18 protein-coding genes are annotated in these 19,333 nt (G+C 35.5%); 7 read left to right on the plus strand and 11 right to left on the minus strand.

What is annotated here, in order from left to right:
- Window positions 1–205 precede the first annotated feature (205 nt).
- From ACHRWY_RS16785 to ACHRWY_RS16795, 3 genes are all read left to right on the plus strand, one after another.
- The gene (locus tag ACHRWY_RS16785; protein WP_395356217.1) at window positions 206–2,422 is read left to right on the plus strand and encodes a glycoside hydrolase family 3 C-terminal domain-containing protein; all 2,217 of its coding nucleotides are present in this window, start codon (window positions 206–208) and stop codon (window positions 2,420–2,422) included.
- Between the two features lie 257 nt (window positions 2,423–2,679).
- Complete coding sequence (locus ACHRWY_RS16790; protein ID WP_395356218.1) at window positions 2,680–3,327, plus strand: DUF1349 domain-containing protein; 648 nt, start codon at window positions 2,680–2,682, stop codon at window positions 3,325–3,327.
- Between the two features lie 162 nt (window positions 3,328–3,489).
- Complete coding sequence (locus tag ACHRWY_RS16795) at window positions 3,490–4,623, plus strand: acyltransferase family protein (protein WP_395356220.1); 1,134 nt, start codon at window positions 3,490–3,492, stop codon at window positions 4,621–4,623.
- 577 nt (window positions 4,624–5,200) lie between these two features.
- Here the strand turns inward: ACHRWY_RS16795 and ACHRWY_RS16800 are convergent.
- The 3 genes from ACHRWY_RS16800 to ACHRWY_RS16810 form a co-directional block, all read right to left on the minus strand.
- Window positions 5,201–6,307, minus strand: a complete 1,107-nt coding sequence (locus tag ACHRWY_RS16800) for an NADH:flavin oxidoreductase (RefSeq protein ID WP_395356222.1) — start codon at window positions 6,305–6,307, stop codon at window positions 5,201–5,203.
- 6 nt (window positions 6,308–6,313) lie between these two features.
- On the minus strand, window positions 6,314–6,616 hold the full coding sequence (locus ACHRWY_RS16805; RefSeq protein ID WP_055097872.1) for a helix-turn-helix transcriptional regulator: 303 nt from the start codon (window positions 6,614–6,616) through the stop codon (window positions 6,314–6,316).
- Window positions 6,617–6,855: 239 nt separating this feature from the next.
- Window positions 6,856–7,458 (minus strand): hypothetical protein, encoded by a 603-nt coding sequence (locus ACHRWY_RS16810; RefSeq protein ID WP_395356223.1) that lies wholly within the window; start codon window positions 7,456–7,458, stop codon window positions 6,856–6,858.
- Between the two features lie 227 nt (window positions 7,459–7,685).
- Here ACHRWY_RS16810 and ACHRWY_RS16815 point away from each other — a divergent pair, with 227 nt between their 5' ends.
- From ACHRWY_RS16815 to ACHRWY_RS16825, 3 genes are all read left to right on the plus strand, one after another.
- The gene (locus ACHRWY_RS16815; protein ID WP_395356225.1) at window positions 7,686–8,180 is read left to right on the plus strand and encodes a TlpA family protein disulfide reductase; all 495 of its coding nucleotides are present in this window, start codon (window positions 7,686–7,688) and stop codon (window positions 8,178–8,180) included.
- An 81-nt stretch (window positions 8,181–8,261) separates the two neighbouring features.
- Window positions 8,262–8,666: a lysozyme inhibitor LprI family protein gene (locus ACHRWY_RS16820; protein ID WP_395356226.1), complete on the plus strand. Its 405-nt coding sequence runs from the start codon at window positions 8,262–8,264 to the stop codon at window positions 8,664–8,666.
- 28 nt (window positions 8,667–8,694) lie between these two features.
- Complete coding sequence (locus ACHRWY_RS16825; protein WP_395356227.1) at window positions 8,695–9,168, plus strand: hypothetical protein; 474 nt, start codon at window positions 8,695–8,697, stop codon at window positions 9,166–9,168.
- On the opposite strand, the gene ACHRWY_RS16830 is transcribed toward ACHRWY_RS16825, so the two are convergent.
- The 5 genes from ACHRWY_RS16830 to ACHRWY_RS16850 form a co-directional block, all read right to left on the minus strand.
- Window positions 9,158–9,319 (minus strand): hypothetical protein, encoded by a 162-nt coding sequence (locus ACHRWY_RS16830; protein WP_395356229.1) that lies wholly within the window; start codon window positions 9,317–9,319, stop codon window positions 9,158–9,160. The two genes, ACHRWY_RS16825 and ACHRWY_RS16830, sit on opposite strands and share 11 nt — an antisense overlap.
- Before the next feature lie 5 nt (window positions 9,320–9,324).
- Complete coding sequence (gene lpdA, locus ACHRWY_RS16835; protein WP_395356230.1) at window positions 9,325–10,731, minus strand: dihydrolipoyl dehydrogenase; 1,407 nt, start codon at window positions 10,729–10,731, stop codon at window positions 9,325–9,327.
- Between the two features lie 157 nt (window positions 10,732–10,888).
- Window positions 10,889–11,389, minus strand: a complete 501-nt coding sequence (locus tag ACHRWY_RS16840) for a hypothetical protein (RefSeq protein WP_395356232.1) — start codon at window positions 11,387–11,389, stop codon at window positions 10,889–10,891.
- Window positions 11,390–11,446: 57 nt separating this feature from the next.
- Window positions 11,447–12,313: a chromate resistance protein ChrB domain-containing protein gene (locus ACHRWY_RS16845; protein WP_395356233.1), complete on the minus strand. Its 867-nt coding sequence runs from the start codon at window positions 12,311–12,313 to the stop codon at window positions 11,447–11,449.
- Window positions 12,314–12,350: 37 nt separating this feature from the next.
- Window positions 12,351–12,734: a hypothetical protein gene (locus tag ACHRWY_RS16850; RefSeq protein WP_395356235.1), complete on the minus strand. Its 384-nt coding sequence runs from the start codon at window positions 12,732–12,734 to the stop codon at window positions 12,351–12,353.
- 298 nt (window positions 12,735–13,032) lie between these two features.
- Between ACHRWY_RS16850 and galA the strand changes: the two genes are divergently transcribed.
- Window positions 13,033–15,867 (plus strand): beta-galactosidase GalA, encoded by a 2,835-nt coding sequence (gene galA / locus ACHRWY_RS16855; protein ID WP_395356236.1) that lies wholly within the window; start codon window positions 13,033–13,035, stop codon window positions 15,865–15,867.
- A gap of 160 nt (window positions 15,868–16,027) precedes the next feature.
- Here the strand turns inward: galA and ACHRWY_RS16860 are convergent, their stop codons facing one another.
- From ACHRWY_RS16860 to ACHRWY_RS16870, 3 genes are all read right to left on the minus strand, one after another.
- Window positions 16,028–17,578: a DHA2 family efflux MFS transporter permease subunit gene (locus ACHRWY_RS16860; protein WP_395356237.1), complete on the minus strand. Its 1,551-nt coding sequence runs from the start codon at window positions 17,576–17,578 to the stop codon at window positions 16,028–16,030.
- Window positions 17,579–17,895: 317 nt separating this feature from the next.
- On the minus strand, window positions 17,896–18,345 hold the full coding sequence (locus ACHRWY_RS16865) for a PaaI family thioesterase (RefSeq protein WP_395356238.1): 450 nt from the start codon (window positions 18,343–18,345) through the stop codon (window positions 17,896–17,898).
- A 75-nt stretch (window positions 18,346–18,420) separates the two neighbouring features.
- Window positions 18,421–19,011, minus strand: coding sequence for a TetR/AcrR family transcriptional regulator (locus tag ACHRWY_RS16870; RefSeq protein WP_395356239.1), 591 nt, complete (start codon window positions 19,009–19,011; stop codon window positions 18,421–18,423).
- Window positions 19,012–19,333 lie beyond the last annotated feature (322 nt).

The following is a 19,333-nucleotide window of genomic DNA, read 5'->3' on the forward strand; positions in this document are numbered from 1 at the left end:
ATTTTAAAATCACTACTTTTTTTGATCTTTATTTTTTGTTAAACAATTGTAAATCAAACTATTGATTTTTTAATTCACTACTTTTTTTCGTTTAAAAATTCAAAACGAACTATAACGTTTTAGCTTTACACTATTATTAAAAAGGTTACCGGCAACTGTATGTAACCTTTGATTGTAAATTAAATGCTTTAATAAATTATTAGTTATGTTTAAAAACGTTAAAACAATTGTTGTTTTACTTTTGTTGAGCTCTATTGGTGTGAATGCACAGAATAAAGTTCCGGTTTATCTGGATGATAAAAAGCCAATTGAAGAGCGTGTAGAAGATGCGCTTAAAAGAATGACAACCGAAGAAAAAATTGCCATGATCCATGCGCAGTCTAAATTTAGTTCTCCAGGTGTAAAACGTTTAGGTATTCCGGAAAACTGGATGACTGACGGGCCTCATGGAATTCGTACTGAAGTAAAATGGGACGAATGGGATCAGGCAGGATGGACAAATGATTCTTGTATTGCATTTCCGGCTCTTACGGCACTTTCTGCAACCTGGAACAAAGAGTTATCTTCTTTATATGGTAAATCTATTGGAGAAGAAGCACGTTACCGTAACAAAAATGTATTGTTAGGCCCCGGAGTGAATATCTACAGAACACCACTAAACGGTCGTAACTTCGAATATATGGGAGAAGATCCTTTCCTTACTTCAAAAATGGTTGTTCCTTATATTAAAGGAGTACAGGCAAACGGAGTTGCTGCCTGTGTAAAACATTTTGCTTTAAATAATCAGGAAACAAAACGTAACTCTGTAAACGTTATTGTTGACGATCGTGCTTTGTACGAAATCTATTTACCTGCTTTTAAAGCTGCAGTTCAGGAAGGTGATGCCTGGGCAATTATGGGGTCATACAACCGATATAAAGGACAACAATGTTGTCATAACGAGTTTTTGCTAAATGATATTCTTCGCGGAGAATGGGGCTTTAAAGGAGTTGTAGTTTCAGATTGGGGAGGAGTTAGCGATACAAAACAATCGATATACAATGGTCTGGATATGGAGTTTGGTTCCTGGACAAACGGACTTTCCTGGGGAACCAGTAATGCCTATGACAACTATTATCTGGCAAAACCATACTCAGAAATGATTAGAAAAGGGGAAGTTGGAACTAAAGAATTAGATGAAAAAGTACGTCGTATTTTACGTTTATCGTTCTTAACAACAATGGATAGAAATCGTCCGTTTGGATCTTTTGGAACACAGGAACATGCAGATGCCGGCCGTAAAATTGCCGAAGAAGGAATCGTATTGCTTCAAAACAATAATAACATTTTACCAATTAACCTTTCTAAAACAAAGAAAATCGTGGTTATTGGTGAAAATGCCATCAAGATGATGACTGTAGGAGGGGGAAGTTCTTCACTAAAAGCAAGATACGAAATTACACCTCTTGAAGGATTAAAGAAAAGAATTGGAAATCAGGCTGAAATCGTTTATGCCCGTGGTTATGTTGGGGATCCAACCAGTAATTATAATGGGGTAGTGGCAAAAGTAAGCTTAGAAGACAAACGCTCTCCGGCAGAATTATCTGCTGAGGCTTTAAAAGTAGCTAAAGATGCTGATATCATTCTTTTTATTGGAGGTTTAAATAAAAGTGACAATCAGGATGCTGAAGGACATGATCGTACAACATTAGGTTTGCCATACGGACAGGATAAATTAATTGCCGACCTGGTTAAAGTAAATAAAAATGTAGTTTTTGTCAATATTTCAGGAAATGCTGTGGCAATGCCATGGGTAAAAGAAGTTCCGGGAATCGTACAAGGATGGTTTTTAGGTACAGAAGCAGGAAGCGCCCTGGCGAACGTTTTGGTTGGAGATGTAAATCCTTCAGGAAAATTATCTTTCACTTTTCCGGTTAAATTATCAGATAACGGAGCGCATGCTTTAGGAGAATTCCCGGGCGGTGATGACGTAAAATATAACGAAGGAATTTTTGTAGGATACCGTTGGGCTGACAAACAAAAAGCAAAACCATTATTCTCTTTTGGTCACGGATTAAGCTATACGACTTTTGCATACGGAAAAGTAACTGCTGATAAAAAACAAATGACAAGCAGCGACAAAATTACATTTTCTGTTACGGTTAAAAATACAGGACCAAGAGAAGGTTCAGAAGTTGTTCAGCTTTATATCAGCGATTTAAAATCTTCATTACCCCGTCCAATAAAAGAGTTAAAAGGATTTGAGAAAATTGCGCTTAAAGCGGGAGAAGAAAAAACAGTAACTTTTACAGTAGACAAAACAGCTTTGAGCTTTTTTGATGATAAAAAACACGACTGGGTTGCTGAACCGGGAGCTTTTGAAGCAATCATTGGGGCATCTTCTACAGATATAAAATCTAAAGTGGGCTTCTCACTTCAATAATTTCATTATTTCTAAATTGGTTGGTTGTAAAGCTGCAAGTGTAAAAAGTTGCAGCTTTGCTTTTAAAATGGTTTTACCATTTATGGATTTTACCATTAAGATATTAAGATCATTAAGGCGTTGTGTTTATTAAGCCTAAAACTTAACTTTTCGTAATTTCTTAAAGGTTCCCAAAAAATAACCATTATGATTAAGCTTAATCTTTCTTAATCTCTTAGTGGTTCAAAAAAAATAAGTTAATAGTTAAATTAATTTAAATGAAAAAAAATGTACTAAGTATTCTGGTTTTATTGTTGATCCAAAACCTTTCGGCGCAAAGCCTGAATAAAATGCAATGGTTTAATGAACCTGAAAAATGGGAAATTAAAAACAATGCGTTAATCATGAATGTTACAGCAAACAGCGATTACTGGCGTATTTCGCATTACGGATTCACCGTAGATGATGCTCCGTTTTATTACGCTACTTATGGTGGAGAATTTGAAGCCAAAGTAAAAATTACCGGAAATTATATTGCCCGTTTTGACCAAATGGGATTAATGCTTCGTATCGACGAGAAAAACTATATTAAAACAGGAGTTGAATTTGTAGACGGAAAATTTAATATCAGTACAGTCGTAACACACGATAAAAGCGACTGGAGCGTAACTACTTTAGACAAAGCACCGCCATTTGTATGGATTAAAGTAGTGAGACGATTAGACGCTGTTGAGGTTTTCTTTTCGTATGATGATAAAAACTACATCCTGACCAGAAATGCGCCTTTACAGGACAACACACCAGTGATGGTAGGTTTGATGGCCGCATCGCCGGACGGAAAAGGTTTTGAAGCTAAATTCGAGAATTTTAAAGTAACACAGTTGCCGGATCAACGCAGATTAGAATGGCTTAAAAATCATCAGTAATTTTAAATTGGATAATAAGATGATTTGACAATGAGATAGTTATGTTTTCTGCATAAAAATGTATACACTTTTATAGTTAAATTGTTTATTAAAACTGTTTAGAAAAAACTTATTTTAGCTTTCACCAAAAAATAAACTAACCTTTAAACCACCAAAAACTTTATGAGTTCAACTTCTATTGATATTCAACCTAAAAAACATTATGAAATTCTGGACGGATTGCGTGGAGTAGCCGCCGTTCTTGTTGTTATTTTTCACATTTTTGAAGCTCACAACGAAGGAAGCCGATTTAAACAAATCATCAATCATGGTTATCTTGCAGTTGATTTCTTTTTTCTCCTGTCCGGATTTGTGGTAGCGTATGCCTATGACGATCGTTGGGCAAAAATGACCCAATGGGAATTTTACAAACGACGTTTAATTCGTCTGCAGCCCATGGTGATTATGGGAATGATTATAGGGGCCATTTTCTATTATTTTCAGGCTTCGGGTATTTTTCCGCAAATTGCAGGTATGGCTCCCTGGAAAGTGATTCTGACCATGGTAATCGGGTTTACATTACTTCCAATTCCACCATCATTAGAAATTAGAGGCTGGGGCGAAATGCATCCTCTAAACGGGCCGGCATGGTCACTATTCTTCGAATATATTGCCAATATTTTGTACACCTTATTCTTCCGTAAATTCTCGAATAAAGTACTTGGAATCTTTGTTTTTATATTTGCTGCAATGCTGATTAATTATACCGTTTTTGGACCAAAAGGCGATGTTATTGGCGGTTGGTCTTTAAACCCGGAACAATTGAATGTTGGTTTTACCCGCTTATTATATCCTTTTTTTGCTGGTGTTTTACTCTCTCGCTTAGGAAAGTTAATTCATATAAAAGGCGCTTTCTGGGTTTGCAGTATTCTAATTCTGGTTATTTTTTCAATTCCAAGAATTGGAGACGAAAACAGTTTATGGATGAATGGTTTATATGAATCGGTTTCTATTATTCTTTTGTTTCCTTTAATCGTTGCCATTGGTGCAGGAGGAGAAATAAAAAATAAACTATCAATTAAGATATGCAAAGCTTTGGGAGATATTTCATACCCAATTTACATTATACATTATCCTTTAATTTATTGGTATACAGCCTGGGTAATTGATAATAAAATTTCTTTAAAAGACGGTTACGTCACAGGAATTGGGGTTTTAATCTCAAGTATTGTAATTGCTATTCTATGTCTGAAATTTTACGATGAACCTGTACGCAATTGGCTTCAGAATAAATTTCAAAAAAGAAAAATTGCTTAAAAAAAGGGGCAGAGGTTCAAAGTTGCAAAGGTGCAAAGGTGCAAAGGTTCAAAGGTTCAAAGCAACAAAGTAACAAAGGTTCAGAGGGGGGAAATTCTAAAAGGAAAACTTTATCTGAACCTCTAAATGTTTGCTGTAGTAGCGCTATTCAAAAAAAGGGATAAACAATTAAGTTTATCCCTTTTGTATTTAGTTCAATTAGGAAACCTTTGTCCCTCTGAACCTTTGCATCTTTGTCCCTTTTTCTAAAACCAATGCTTCTAAAAAAAGGTTCAGAGTTTCAAAGTAACAAAGGTTCAAAGGGGGGAATTCTAAAAGGAAAACTTTATCTGAACCTCTAAATGTTTGCTGTAGTAGCGCTATTCAAAAAAAAGGGATAAACAATTAAGTTTATCCCTTTTGTATTTAGTTCAATTAGGAAACCTTTGTCCCTCTGAACCTTTGCATCTTTGTCCCTTTTTCTAAAACCAATGCTTCTAAAAAAAAGGTTCAGAGGTTCAAAGTAACAAAGGGGGAAAATCCTAAAAGTAAACCTTTGTCCCTCTGAACCTTTGCATCTTTGAACCTTTTTTTAAATTTATTCCAAAACCAATGCTCCCAAAGCTTCTTTACTGAAACCTTTCAATTGGTCTGTTTTACCTGCTTTAATTTTAGCCACCCAATTAGGGTCAGATAAAAGAGGTCTTCCTACAGCAACCAGGTCAAAATCGCCTCTGTCGAAACGTCTGTTTAATTCCTCTAATGAAGTGGGTTGAGAGCTTTCACCTGCAAATGCTCCAAAGAAATCTCCGGAAAGCCCAACAGAACCTACTGTAATAGTTGGTGCTCCCGTTACTTTTTTAGCCCAGCCTGCAAAATTCAAATCAGATTCCTCAAATTCAGGTTCCCAGAAACGACGTTGAGAACAGTGCAAAATATCAACTCCTGCATCCACAAGAGGTGTAAGCCACGCTTCTAATTCCTGTGGATTATGAGCCAGTTTATAATTATAATCAGAAGGCTTAAATTGAGAGAATCGCATGATTACCGCGAAATCATTACCCACTTGTTTTCTGATTTCTTTTACTACTTCGATAGCAAAACGATTACGTTCCGGAAGTGTTTTTCCGCCGTAAATATCAGTACGTAAATTTGTTTCGGCTCTAAAGAACTGGTCAATTAAATAACCGTGTGCACCGTGAATTTCGATTGTATCAAAACCTAATCTTTTAGCATCGGCAGCAGCTTTACCAAAAGCAATAATAGTATCTTCAATATCTTTTTCAGACATTGTATTTCCATTACTGAAATCAGGTCGGTTTAATCCTGACGGACCTTCAAAAGGTACCGGAGGAACCCATCCTGAGTGGTGGTTGTCCATTATACCCATATGCCAGATTTGTGGTCCCATTGAACCTCCGGCAGCGTGAACTTCTTCAATCACTTTTTTCCATCCTTTTAATGCTGCTTCACCGTAAAAATGCGGCACATTAGCATCGTTTGAGGATGAGGCCCTGTCGATAACAGTTCCTTCAGATAATATTAATCCAACTTCGCCTTCAGCTCTTTTTTGGTAGTAAGAAGCTACTTCATCAGTTGGAATTCCGTCTGGAGAAAATGAACGCGTCATAGGCGCCATTACGATTCGGTTTTTAAGATTTAACGTTTTTAAGTTAAATGGAGAAAACAGGTTGTTTGTACTCATAGTAATTTACAAATTAGATTGAATTAAGTTACTGAGTGCTTCAAAGGCACCTTCGTTGCGTTTATAGTAAGTCCATTGTCCAACGCGTTTAGATTCTATAAATCCTGCACGTTGTAAAATAGAGAGATATTCAGAAACTGTTGATTGTGTCAGACCAGCTTTGGCCTGAATTTGTCCAACACAAACTCCGTGTTCAAATCCTGCATGCTGCAATTGATCCGGAAAATTGATTTCAGGTTCTTTTAGCCATTCCAGCATTTGCAATCTGGATTTATTAGAGAGCGCTTTAAAGATTTCGATTGGTTCCATCATGCAAATATATCGACTTTTCCCGATATACCAATTTAAAGAAATATTTTTAGCATAATTTTATGATGTAGGCGAGGAAAGTTAAAGTAAAAAACGAAGGATTTAATAATGAAAATTTATACTTGCCTAAGTATTAATCTCGCAAAGGCACAGGACCGCCAAGTTTTTTTGCATAGAATGAGAGTTGAAAAGAGAAAAAGCTTTAGCCAAACCGAGTGATTAATTGTTATTTTTCAATCTTATTTAATGTCAGTGACAAAATCCGGTATTTCTGGCGTAGCATTTAAATAATAAGACGAATATTGCTCCCACCATTCAAAATTTGGGATCATATGTAATTCATCAGCTCTAAAGGGCTCAAAAAAATCTGTTGAAGAAAAAACGATAACACCTGATAATTGACCGGATTCAGAATAATTGAATTCAAATTCATAACCACTTTTTGGATCTTCATAATATTTAATAGTTTCCAGGCGACTACCCATATTTGTTTCTATATCACGAGTCATGAAACAAAATCCGGTATTGTCATAGATTGAAAAGTCTTTGTTACTAAGAACTCCATTACGATATCCGTATAAATAATGTTTAAAGTAATTTTTATTAATCATTTCTATTTCAATAAAAACGATTGATTCTTCAGTCTGTAAATCTAAAATTTGCTGATGTGAAGATCCTAAATCCACATAGAAATAAGTATGAAGTACTTTTTCATCTTTATAATATTCTTCTTTAATGATTTTGTCATTACCGTCTTTAAAAACTTTATAATACCCTTCATTAGGAATAATCTGCTCTTGTGTTATTTCTTTCTGACTGATATTTTGGTATGAAATTTTCATTTTTAGTCTTTAAATTAAAATAATATTATTTACGTAAAATTATATGTTTTCTATTTATAAAAAATAAAGAGCATTAAAATTAAAAGTTTTCTAAAAGAGATAAAAAATTATATTTGCTTATAAATTTCATTTCTCAAAGATGAAGAGTTTAGCGTATTTTTTTTGTGATAAAAATTTACGTTTTACAAGAGTAAAAGCTAACCCCAAAACAATAAACTTAATCAATTATGAAAAAAACGGTACTTATTTTAGGATTCTTATTGTGTTTTATAACCAATTCAAAAGCTCAGGTCGTAGGAACAAATATTGGCGATATTGCACCGGAAATAGACTTACCGGATACAAAAGGAAATACTGTGGCACTTTCTTCCTTCAGAGGAGAATTTGTATTAGTTGACTTTTGGGCATCATGGTGCGGCCCATGTATAAAAGAACAGCCCGAATTGATAAAACTCAATAATACTTACGCTGGCAGGTTTTCTATTTACAGCATTTCGATGGATACTAAAAAAACACTCTGGCTGGCAGCAATTGCAAAGCAAAAACTCCCGTGGACACAAGTAAGCGATTTAAAATACTGGAATTCTCCCGTTGTTGGCGATTATAAACTGCAATCAGTACCGCTAAACTTTCTGATTGACAAAAACGGAATTATCCTGGCTAAGAATATCCACGGAAATGCTTTAAATGATATGCTTAAAAATTTACTGACAGCACAGTAAAAAAATAAAAACTATTAGAAACTTTGAGTATATTGCTAGTTCGAAATTCAGGTAATAACAATAAAAACTTCAATATAAATTATGATACAAAAATCGATAGCAGTATTTATTCTTTTGTTTTCATTTCATTGTAGTGCACAGACAATAGAAACAGTTAATAAAATAAAATCATCTTATCAGCATTGTTTGGACAGTGGGAATGGGATGAAAAATTGTTCAATTGAATATTACAACCAATCTGATAGTTTACTTAACCTTTCCTATAGGAATTTAAAACTAAAATTGAGTTCTAAAGAACAATCAAAATTAAAAAAAGAACAATTAGACTGGCTTAAGAAGCGTGACCAATATTTTGAAAAAGTATATGCTGATACCAAAAAAGAAGGTCATTTTACTGAAGGAAGCAGCGATTTTGATATGGTAGTTTTTGATGAAAAAGCCAATTATGTTTTTGCAAGAGTGAAAGAACTTATTAAGAGAATATAAAAATTTCTTTTAAAAGAAAAACGAATCAATGGAATCAAAACTCAGTATAGCCGAATTCAGAACAAGATTAAAAAATAATACGGAAATAGGTTCTCTGAGAGCACAATTAAATTTATTTAGAATATTTCCCAGGTTCGGCGGAAAAAAGCTTTTTTACGGGCTTTTTGATGATAAAAGTTTCACTTTGACGATCAACTCAACCACATCACCAACCTATTTTACTATAAAAGGAAAATACAAGAATGTCAACAATATACTTAAAGTAAGTTACATCGTTGAACCAAACAGTAAATTTCAGTTGCTTTGGGTGCGGTTTTCTCCGGTAGTTTTTCTAATAGCAATGAATGTGTTTTTTCTTTTTTTTGGAAGAGGTCTGAGAAGGGCATCTACCATTGTGAGTCTGTTTCTGCTCATTATAATTTTTTATTCAAGATGGAAAGAGGAAAGAAAAAAGAAAAAGCTGGAGCAAAAGTTCATCAGGATTTTTGAAATTAAAAGATAAAATCCAGATTGTTTTCAGGTTTCAGGTTAGTGAAAACCTGAAACCTGAAACCTGAAACCTGAAACCTGAAACCTGAAACCTGAAACCTGAAACCTGAAACCTGAAACCTGAAACCTGAAACCTGAAACCTGAAACCTGAAACCTGAAACAAAAATTTTAAATATTTATAGCTCCCTGTCCTGAGGCAATCATATAGGCTTCTTTCAAAGTTTCAGAATAGGTTGGATGCGCATACGAAATTCGGAACATATCTTCATCGGTCACTTCATATTCCATACCTATGACCCCTTGTGCAATCAAATCGGCGGCTCTTGGACCAATGATGTGCATGCCTAAAAGTTCACCGTATTTAGGATCTGAAAGGACTTTCGAAAAACCATCTTTTTCCATTGCGGCACGGGCTCTTGCGCTGGCTGAGAACGGAAATTTACCCACCCGGTATTCCAGGCCTTTTTCTTTCAGTTCTTCTTCGGTATAACCCACCGAAGCGACTTCCGGCCAGGTATAAACAACACCTGGAATTAGGCGGTAATTGATATGCGGTTTTTGTCCGTTAATGGTTTCGGCAACAAATATTCCTTCTTCCTCGGCTTTATGTGCCAACATTGCTCCGGCAACCACATCGCCAATAGCATAAATATTTTCAGCTTTAGTTTGTAGTTTCTCATTGGTTACGATTCGGCCCTTTTGGTCTAATTCAACAGTGGTATTTTCCAATCCCAGACCTTCAGTATAAGGTTTTCTTCCCACGGCAACCAAACAATAATCGGCTGTAATTTCTTGTGTGGCATTTGCCGTATCCAGAAAAGTAACCGTGGCATTTTTGCCGTTATTTTTCGCTGATTGTACTTTATGGCTCAGTAAAATTTTGATGTTTTGTTTGGTAAAGATCTTTTTGAGTTCTTTTCCTAATTCCTTATCCATGGTCGGAATAAGGCTGTCAGCATATTCAATTATGGTAATTTCAACTCCAATTCGGGCATAAATTGACGCCATTTCGACACCAATGACGCCACCTCCAATAATGACCATTGTTTTGGGTTTATCCGGAAGAGAAAGCGCTTCGGTCGAAGTAATGATTCGTGTTTTATCAATTTCAACTCCGGGAATGGTGGCGGGTTTAGAGCCTGTTGCAATAATATAATGAGTAGCCGAAATTGTAGTTAGGGAGCCATCATTTGCTTTTATGCTAATTTCTTTATCGTTTAAAAAAGAAGCTATTCCTTCAAAAACTTCAATTTTATTTTTTTTCATCAAAAAGTTCAGTCCGGCAATATTTTGCTCGACTACTTCTGATTTTCTTTTGATGAATTGAGGGAAATCCAGACTTAATTTTCCGGTTATGATGCCGTGAGCTGCAAATTTGGTTGCCGCTTCATGATAATGCTCCGTACTGTCGAGTAATGCTTTTGTAGGTATGCATCCAACGTTTGTGCAAGTGCCGCCCAATGCTTTGTATTTTTCAACAATAGCTGTTTTATAGCCTAATTGTGAACATCGGATGGCAGAGGCGTATCCGCCAGGGCCAGAACCAATAACAATGATATCAAATTTTGTTTCCATAGATAAAAAATTAATTTTGTTTTCAAAAGAACTGTGCAGACTCAATAAAAGCACTATTGAGTCTTTGTTTTAAGTCTTTGAAATATAAGGAAATATATTATATTTTGGAAAACTAGTTTGCGTTATTTTGCTAATTAATATATTGACAGAGGCGAGTTTAAAAAGCAATTCCAAATTGAAAACCTACCGTAAAAGTTGCAGGATGATCATTTCCAAATCGCACCGGAAAAGGAACGGCAACAAAGTAGCTGCAATTCTCATTTTTGATAACCGTTTTATTTATGACGGGGGTAAAACCATATCTTCCGCCACTTTCAAAAGCAGCTCTTCCTGCAAAAGTGTAACCGTTTCCCAAAGCGACCAAAACGCCGGGATGAAATACGATATTGGTTACTTTATCATGACCGTCTTCGGCTTTTATAGTAGGAACAATTTCAAATGAAAACCCAATTTTGGAACTTTTCCAGATGTTTATTCCTGTAGGGAACCCTATAGCATAATAATCTCTGAAATTCAGGTTCGTCTGTTCCTTGCTAAGAGTTACAATAGGATGAAGAATCCCAAAATAGCCGGTGATTTTTGGATAAGTATTTTGAGCAAATGCAGTTGATTTTGATACAAGGAGAATTAAAATAAAAAGGCGTTTCAACGAATTCATAATAGTTTGATTTTAGAAAAACAAAACTATTACGACTCTGCCATTATAAATAGTATGCTATTTACCTTTTGTATCCGGATTACTTTTTAAGGCATTTTTTCGATAAGAAGAAGGGTTTTTGCCCGTATGCAGTTTAAAAATTCTGGTAAAGTGGCTTTGGTCTGAAAAGCCCGTCATATAAGCAATTTCGGTAAGGGTATAAGCCGAATTCTGAATAAGGTTTACAGCTTTTTCGATACGTAATTTTCGAACATAGTCACCAAAATTTAAATCTTCAAAATATTTTGAGAATTCACGGGATAAATAAGAAGGATTAAGTTCTAAATCATTTGAAATTTTCTTTAAATCAAAAGTAAACTGTGCATCGACCTGATCCTGAATTATTTCTTTTAAATCTTTTACCCAGGAAGGTGTTTTTTTATTTGATTTTTTTTCGATTAAAAACTTCTGATAGACTTCATGAAGCAAACTCTCAAAAGGACTATTTTGCAAATGATTTTGTTGGTAAAGATGTGTTGCCCAGCTGTAAAGGGCGTCATAAAGAAGCATTCCGGTTTTTAGTAATTCAGAATCGTTTGTACTATTGTGGGACAATCCCGCAGATATTGCCCAAAGTCCTGCTGATTCTTTGGCAAGATCATGTCTGTCCGTATCGGCACCACGAACAATTTTAGACAGTATTAAAACTGCAGGATCTTTAATTTGATACTTTTTTATGATATAATCAAAAGTACATTCATCATTATAATGAGTAAATTCAACATCGGGAATATCAAACGGAATAGCATCTAAAGCCGCCGCTTTACTTAATACTTCATCAAACGGAACGTAAATAAATTCAGCTTCAGCATCAACAAATTTTTGGATTAACCAGGGACATGCAATCCGGTCAATTTTAGGTCTTTCTCTGGTGATCCATTTCATCTCAATTGGAATTAAAATATCAGTTAAAGTAAATACCTTAATTCAATCTGTCTGCGTGATTTCGAACACCGCCAAAACTATTCTTCAATAGTTCCCTAATCTGAAATTGTGTTTTGTTTCGGGTGATATTTTTCCATTCGTTAAAATCAAAAATATGAATTTCCTGCGCATTCGGATTTGTGACGAAAGAAAGTCTTTCAATCGAATACTTATAATATTTTAATTCGTGAGATATATGGCGATCCGGAACTATAATTAAAATAGTTTCCCATTCCAGAAAATTTTTCGGCACATCCTCTCTTTCTGTTAAACCCAGAGCTTCAAAAAAGGCGATGATTTTTTGATCATTTAGTTTATTAATCTTCTGATCAACGCGTTTAATGGTGCTAATAAGTTTATTTTCATCTTTAATAACACTCATAATAATAGCTCGTTTTTCTAATTTTAGTTTAATTTCATTATAAAATTACATCAAAACAAAATAATTTGATAAAAGAGAGGCAATAGAATGATTCTAAATTTTAACAGTAAGCGTTACGAAGTTGTATTTCGAATACTACAAGAAATTTTTCAATAGTATTTTGATAGAAAACAGCGCAGTTTTTGTTCTTAAAAAAAGCTGATAATCGATACTGTCATGGATCATATTTTGATAAAATACTATTACTATGTTCTATTTAAAAATCCTATTTTTATCAGACTGACTAACCACATTATTTATGAAAACTATTTCTCTCAAAGAAATGCTGTTGTATTTTATCTTTCTGATTTCTATTGGTTCATTTGCGCAAAACAAATCAGACAGGGAATTAATTGTAATCGATAAAGACTGGCGCTTTTCATTTGGTCATTCTTATGATACCCAAAAAGATTTTGGACATGCCGAAGGATATTTCTCGTACCTGTCTAAAACAGGTTTTGGCGATGGTCCTGCAGCAGTAGGATTTGATGACCGGGCCTGGAGAAAACTGGATCTTCCGCACGATTGGGCTGTTGAACAGGCTTTTAGTGAAAAAGCAAGTTTTAGTCATGGTTTTAAAGCTGCCGGAAAAGGTTTTCCTGAAAAAAGTATTGGCTGGTATCGAAAAAAAATTGCCATTCCGGAAAGTGACAAAGGAAGAATTATTTCGCTGAAATTTGATGGTGTTTTTAGAAATTCGAAAGTATTTTTCAACGGTCATTTCCTCGGAACAGAAGAAAGCGGTTACAATGGGTTTGAATATGATGTAACGGCTTATGTTAATTATGGTGGCGAAAATACGATTGTCGTTCGGGCTGATGCCACAATGGAAGAAGGCTGGTTTTATGAAGGAGCAGGGATTTACAGACATATCTATCTGCAAAAAACAAATCCATTGCACGTGATCCAGAACGGAACGTATGTGACTTCCCAAATTCAGAATACTGCTGCTGAAGTTACTGCCGAAATTAAAATTGAAAACAAAGGAAATTATAAAGGTGCAATTGAAATAGTGCAAACCATTTTAGAAGCTTCAGGGAAACAAGTTGTGAGTACTACTCAAAATGCAGCAGCTCCGGATTTTTATCAAACAGTACAATACACTTCAAGATTACAAGTCCATAATCCGTTATTATGGGATATTGAAGCGCCTAATTTGTATCGTTTGGAGACACAAATTAAACAAGAAGGAAAAATCGTCGATACGTATGAAACCAATTTTGGAATAAGGACTATTCATTTTGATCCTGAAAAAGGTTTTTTTCTTAACGGAAAAGCAGTAAAACTTAAAGGAACAAATAACCACCAGGATCATGCCGGAATTGGAACGGCGCTGCCTGACGCATTACAATATTACCGCATAAAAAAACTCAAAGAAATGGGTTCTAATGCCTATCGTTGTTCACACAATCCGCCAACTCCCGAATTGCTCGATGCCTGCGACCGATTAGGAATGCTGGTTATTGATGAAACGCGTTTGATGGGAATTAACGAGTATCATTTAAACGATTTAAAACGAATGATAGAGCGCGATCGCAATCATCCAGCTATCTTTTGCTGGTCTGTTGGAAATGAAGAATGGAATATCGAAGGCGGAATTGTTGGTGAACGCATTACCAATGTAATGCAGGGATTTAGCAAAAGCATTGACCCGACAAGACCGGTAACTGTTGGAATCAGCAGTGGTTTTAAAAGCGGGATATCATCTGTAGTTGAAATCATGGGGTATAATTATATAGGTAACGGAGATATTGACGCACATCGAAATGAATTTAAAAACCAACCCGGAATGGGAACAGAAGAAGGTTCTACATTTGCAACGCGGGGTATTTATTTTACAGATGATGTCAAACATTACCAAAGTGCATATGACAAAAAGCCACGACCAACTTTTTACAGTATCGAAGAAGGATGGAAGTTTTATGCTTCAAGACCTTATCTGGCAGGAATGTTTATCTGGACCGGTTTTGATTATCGCGGAGAACCAACGCCTTACGGCTGGCCATCGGTGACCTCTTATTTTGGGATGATGGATGTTTGCGGTTTTCCGAAAGACAATGTTTTTTACCTGAAATCGTGGTGGGGAAGTGCGCCAGTCCTGCACATTATGCCGCATTGGAACTGGAGCGGAATGGAAGGAAAAGAAATCGACGTCTGGGTCCAGTCTAATTGTGATGAAGTAGAACTTTTCCTGAACAAAAAGAGTTTAGGAAAAAAGAAAATGGAACAATACAGCCATTTAGAATGGAAAGTAAAATACGCGCCTGGAACTCTGGAAGCGATTGGCTATAAAGAGGGAAAAAAGATATTGACCGAAGTTCAAAAAACAACCGGAAATGCTGAAAACATAAAACTTTCTATAGATCCTGAAAATTCTCCAAATGCAACTGTTTCTGTGATTACAGTTGAAGTTACAGATAAAAAAGGGGTACATGTACCAACTGCAAATGACGAAATTACATTTTCGATAAAAGGCGGAAAGATTTTGGGCGTAGGAAATGGAAATCCGACATCATTAGAAAAAGATATTTTTTTGGATGGTATTGATCTTGTTCCCATTACTAATTTCGAAGAAAGAAAGAGTGTTTCTGTTGACAATGCAAATCAATCTGCTTTAGATGAAAGTAATGCCTGGGCACCAGCTTTTAAGGATAGAGATTATAAAAATCAGGCTTCGGCATATATCTACAGAGGAAAATTTGAGTTGAAAAATAATTTACAAGCCAATATTGTTGATTTCTTTTATAAAAAAATAGGTGTAAACGAGTCTGTTTTTATAAACGGGAATTTAGTGAATGCAAGTACAGATGATCCGCAAAAATATCATCTTGATAAAGCTGTTTTAAAAGAAGGAACCAATTTTATTACTATAAGAGCATCCCCTTTACAAAAAGTAAAAGATTGGGATGTTATGAATACAGATCCCGGAATTATCAGGGTAATATCACCATCAGAACCATGGAAACGTAAATTATTTAATGGTTATGCCCAAATCATTGTTCAGAAAGACGAGAGCAGAAGTGAAGTTGTTTTATCGGCTTCCGCCAAAGGATTAAAGACGGGGGTTTTGAATGTTGACCAGAAGAAAAACTAACGTTATAATTTTTAAACACACAGAGACATAGCTTTTGTAAACTTAAAACAGGCGTTTCACTTTGTATTAATTCACATAGCTATGTGAAAGAAACGAGTTTCTTTTTTATTCCCTTTTCCAGACTATAAAAGCTATGTTTCTGGGTGTTTAAATAAAAATTTCAATGATCGGAAATAATCACATTTGTTTTTGGTTTCTTCGATTTGTTCATCACAAACAAAAGAAGCGGCAAGGTCACGACAAAAAACAACCCGACAAGAAAAAAAGCATCCCGATAACTTAATAAAGAGGATTGTCTCAATACAATATTTTCCATCAGTTTAAGGGCTTTCAATTTGGCTTCATTATAAGCGAAACCCCTGCTTTGAAAATATTTGATATACGCATTGATTCGATCCATAGCAATAACATTGTATTGACTCACATTCGATACCAATTCGTTTCGATGTGCTGCAAAACGGTGTGCTACGTAGGTATTGATGATGGATACACCAAAAGAACCCCCCAATTGCCGCATCATATTGTTGAGGGCTGCGCCTTGTCCAACATCTTTATCATCCAGAGAAGAAACAGCCAGCATCGTGAGCGGAACCGTAAGTAAAGCCATTCCTAAGGCACGAAAAATAAGAGAAGTGGCAACTTCGGCAGCACTGGTGTTTAAAGTCATTCCGGACATTCGCCAGTTGAAATAGATAAATAAAAGAAAACCTGCTGCAATAATGATAACAGGTGAAACCCCTTTTTGCAAAAGCGTTCCGCATGTTTTTAAGGCCAGTAATGCAAATAAAGCTCCCGGAAGTAAAAGCAATCCTGTTTGATAAGGAGAAAAACTCAAAAGCCGTTGTGCCACAACAGGGGTAATGTAGATCGAAATAAACATTCCAAATCCGGTTACAAAAGTCAGAATCGCTGCTATGCTGAGGGATTTACTTTTTAAAACCCTGAGGTTTACTACTGGTTTTTCGATCCTTAATTCCCAATAAATAAACAGGAGTAAAGTACTAATGGCAATAACAGTTAAAACAATAATATATCGGGTTTCAAACCAATCTTCGACTTCGCCTCTTTCCAGAACAGTTTGCAATGCACCAACACCAATAGCCAGTAAAGCAATTCCGGTCCAGTCGACTTTTGTTATTTCCGGTTTAACTGATGGTTCACGCAACAAGAAATAGCAAGAAATCATGACCAGAATTCCAATTGGGACATTGATTAAAAAGATCCATGGCCAATCGTAATTTTCGGTGATATAACCACCAAGCGTTGGCCCAATGGTTGGCCCGATGAAAATTCCTGCTCCAAACAAAGCACCTGCAGTAGATTGTTTGTCTTTTGGAAAAAGTTCAAAAACCACCACCTGAGAAATAGACAATAAGGCACCACCGCCAATTCCCTGAAAAAACCTGAAAAAGACCAGCATCCAGATGTTTGAAGAATGCCCGCACATAAAAGAACAGAACGTAAACAAAATAACAGAACCAATGTAATAATTGCGTCGCCCCAGATTGGCGCTCAAAAAACTGGTAATGGGTATGATAATTACATTGGCAATAGCATAAGCAGTAATCACCCAGGAAGTGTCTTCGAGCGTTGCACCCAGGTTTCCGCTCATGTGAGAAAGGGCTACGTTTACGATCGAAATATCAATCAGTTCCATAATGGCAGCCAGAATAACTGTAAAAATGAGGAGTTTTCGGTGTAATGGTGTCATAAGTTTTTTTATACCGATTGGTATATTTTTGATTAAAAAAAAATTCTGTTTATCAAATGCTGGCCTGCAATACGTAAAATATAAAACACATAGAAACATAGGTTTTATAGCATAAAAAGGTGTCAAAAAAGAAACAAGTTTCTTTCACATAGCTCTATGTTAGTTGAGGTAAAGTGAAACGCCTTTTTTTAAGTTTACAGAATCTATGTTTCTATGTGTTTAAAAATCATAGCCACTGATAAAAAAGAAAATCTGCGTGAAACTATTTAAACGTAGATTTAATTTAGAAATCAACAGCATCTGTGTGTGAGAAAGAGTTACAGTTCTTTCTTGACAATATTGGTTTTAAGAAGATTAAACGTTGCTCTTGCAAGTAATCGGGTTTGGTCTTTGTTCCATATTTCACATTGTGCATTTACAATTTGTTTTCCTTTTCGGATGATCGCTGTTTGGGCAATAATAGTATCTCCAACAAAAGCAGGGGCAAAGTAATCGACCACAAGATTGATGGTGGTGTAAAAAGTATCTTCATGTAAGGAAAACATGGTCGCACCAATACAATCATCAGCAATAGCAGCCGTTACGCCTCCGTGCAGGCTCTTAACCGGATTCGACATTTCTTCCCTGACCAAATATTTAAAAGTAACCGTTCCTTCGTCGGCAGCAACAACTATGGGTTTCATCCAAAGCATAAAAGGCGATGGCGATGCTGTAAATTCTCTGTCAATGTGATTTTGCAATACTTGTAATCGCGTTAATTTTTCCATTAGGTTTAGTGTTTATTTTTTAATACTGATCGGTATATTTTTATTTAAAAAAAAAGCAATTTTAGTTGTTGCTTTTTATTCTAAGTCCTCTATAATTTTGTTTAGCGAAAGCATAATATCAGATAAGTTATTGAGGTTTCCGGTGATTTTGGTAATCATTACAGCGCCTTCGATAATGGCAATTATAGTTAAGGCTGTTTTTTCCGGATCGATAGATTTAGCTTTAAATTCTCCGGCAATAATTCCCTGTTCAATAAAATAGACCAATTTGTCTTTCCAGGCCAGAATGGTGTTTTCGACTTTTTTTCTAAGAATTGGGTGCGTATCGTCAGCTTCTGTGGCGGTATTGATAATAGGACAGCCGCCTTTGGTAATCCTTAAATCATAATAGTCAGAATACAATCTGGGATAAACCAATAATTTGTCTTTGAAAGTCGTTTGCTTTTCGATTTCTCTCGCAAAAGTGTCCTGAAGTTTCTTCACATTAAACTTAAAAGCAGCAATGGCAACTTCGTCTTTGTTTTCGAAATTACCATAAATACTTCCTTTTGTAAGTCCGGTAGCAGCAGTAATATCACTCATAGAAGTTCCGCTGTATCCTTTCATATTAAAAAGAGGAGCAGTTTTTTCTATAATAAATTGTTTTGTTTTTTCGGCTTTACTCATGATTGGTAAATTTTAATGCAAATATATACCGATTGGTATAATTAAGCAATTTTTTAGTTGTTTATTTTTGTTTCAGGTTTCAGGTTTGAAACGGGATTAGTGTTTGTGTAAAATTTAACCGCAAAGCACGCAAGGATTTACGCAAAATGCGCTAAGTTTTTTTTAATCTCGGAATCCCGATAGGTATCGCTAGCTCAGGCGCAAAGTTTTATACTGTTTTTACATTTTAAAACATAAAGTTCACAAAGTTAATTGACAAAGCTTTGCGTTCTCTGCGTTTATCAAGACAATCTACCGTAAAAAAGCTTAGCGGACTTTGCGG

The organism is Flavobacterium sp. FlaQc-48 (assembly GCF_044007335.1).
Lineage (GTDB): Bacteria > Bacteroidota > Bacteroidia > Flavobacteriales > Flavobacteriaceae > Flavobacterium.

Coding starts and splice junctions, on each gene's coding strand:
- ACHRWY_RS16785 (WP_395356217.1), top strand. CDS start 206: ATGTTTAAAAACGTTAAAACAATTGTTGTTTTACTTTTGTTGAGCTCT.
- ACHRWY_RS16790 (WP_395356218.1), top strand. CDS start 2,680: ATGAAAAAAAATGTACTAAGTATTCTGGTTTTATTGTTGATCCAAAAC.
- ACHRWY_RS16795 (WP_395356220.1), top strand. CDS start 3,490: ATGAGTTCAACTTCTATTGATATTCAACCTAAAAAACATTATGAAATT.
- ACHRWY_RS16800 (WP_395356222.1), bottom strand. CDS start 6,307: ATGAGTACAAACAACCTGTTTTCTCCATTTAACTTAAAAACGTTAAAT.
- ACHRWY_RS16805 (WP_055097872.1), bottom strand. CDS start 6,616: ATGGAACCAATCGAAATCTTTAAAGCGCTCTCTAATAAATCCAGATTG.
- ACHRWY_RS16810 (WP_395356223.1), bottom strand. CDS start 7,458: ATGAAAATTTCATACCAAAATATCAGTCAGAAAGAAATAACACAAGAG.
- ACHRWY_RS16815 (WP_395356225.1), top strand. CDS start 7,686: ATGAAAAAAACGGTACTTATTTTAGGATTCTTATTGTGTTTTATAACC.
- ACHRWY_RS16820 (WP_395356226.1), top strand. CDS start 8,262: ATGATACAAAAATCGATAGCAGTATTTATTCTTTTGTTTTCATTTCAT.
- ACHRWY_RS16825 (WP_395356227.1), top strand. CDS start 8,695: ATGGAATCAAAACTCAGTATAGCCGAATTCAGAACAAGATTAAAAAAT.
- lpdA (WP_395356230.1), bottom strand. CDS start 10,731: ATGGAAACAAAATTTGATATCATTGTTATTGGTTCTGGCCCTGGCGGA.
- ACHRWY_RS16840 (WP_395356232.1), bottom strand. CDS start 11,389: ATGAATTCGTTGAAACGCCTTTTTATTTTAATTCTCCTTGTATCAAAA.
- ACHRWY_RS16845 (WP_395356233.1), bottom strand. CDS start 12,313: ATGAAATGGATCACCAGAGAAAGACCTAAAATTGACCGGATTGCATGT.
- ACHRWY_RS16850 (WP_395356235.1), bottom strand. CDS start 12,734: ATGAGTGTTATTAAAGATGAAAATAAACTTATTAGCACCATTAAACGC.
- galA (WP_395356236.1), top strand. CDS start 13,033: ATGAAAACTATTTCTCTCAAAGAAATGCTGTTGTATTTTATCTTTCTG.
- ACHRWY_RS16860 (WP_395356237.1), bottom strand. CDS start 17,578: ATGACACCATTACACCGAAAACTCCTCATTTTTACAGTTATTCTGGCT.
- ACHRWY_RS16865 (WP_395356238.1), bottom strand. CDS start 18,345: ATGGAAAAATTAACGCGATTACAAGTATTGCAAAATCACATTGACAGA.
- ACHRWY_RS16870 (WP_395356239.1), bottom strand. CDS start 19,011: ATGAGTAAAGCCGAAAAAACAAAACAATTTATTATAGAAAAAACTGCT.